The 716-nt window shown below is 34.4% G+C and carries 2 protein-coding genes; both read right to left on the bottom strand.

The features are described from left to right. Positions 1-250, bottom strand: a 250-nt coding sequence (locus tag AC1DPZ_RS28485) for a hypothetical protein (protein ID WP_477409876.1), incomplete at its 3' end; no start/stop codon positions are given. A gap of 77 nt (positions 251-327) precedes the next feature. Beyond that, positions 328-716 (bottom strand): site-specific integrase (locus AC1DPZ_RS28480; RefSeq protein WP_477409874.1); only part of this gene is annotated, 389 nt, incomplete at its 5' end.

The raw sequence follows: 716 nt of genomic DNA, 5'->3' as shown, positions 1-716 counted from the left end.
ATTTTGGGTTTATATCTTCTGTTAGAAGATCCCAGTTGTAATCATTAAAATCATTTTTTTTGCTGCTCTGTAGATTATACAGCGGAATTTCAACGTGCTTGATTGATTCCTTACCAAAACGTTTTGCTGTATCGTTGGTAATTTGAAAGCCACTGGAGAACCTTTCTAAATTACCCCAATTTTCTAAATTGATTGTAATCCGAATGCTTACTAGCCCTTCTTTTTCAATATATTTTAACCGTTTACTCATTATCCAAATCTAAAGAAAGCAGGATAATACCTGCCTTCTTAATTAATAATTTAGGAGCTCTGTTCCAATGTTCTTAATTAAAAGACGTGTTGTAATTTTAGTTTACACTTCGCCAAATATCCAGTAGGTCGCGTTAATAGCACATAATTAACGTAGAGAACAATTTCTTTTGAGCAGGGTATAACTGTCAATATAACTTTATCATTTACTCCGTCAATCAGGTCTTGTTCAAAATCATCCAAATAAATGTTAGTTATTTTGTTACCGTACTCATGTCCCATGCACTCGGCGATAAGTTCATTGGAATAACCGAGTTTTTTTGCTGTTGTTCCCCATGTGTGCCGGATTACATAGGTTGTTAGGTTAATCGATAAGTGACATTTGGAAGCTATACGATTCAAGTACTTATTTGTAACCTTAATCCATTGGCGAGTGATTTTCTTTGCCTGTTCGCCATCTTCTATTA

The sequence above is a fragment of the Mucilaginibacter sp. P4_G9 genome (genome assembly GCF_056400985.1).
Note: the sequence above shows the minus strand (reverse complement) of the source record. Positions and strands in the feature narration are given on the sequence as shown.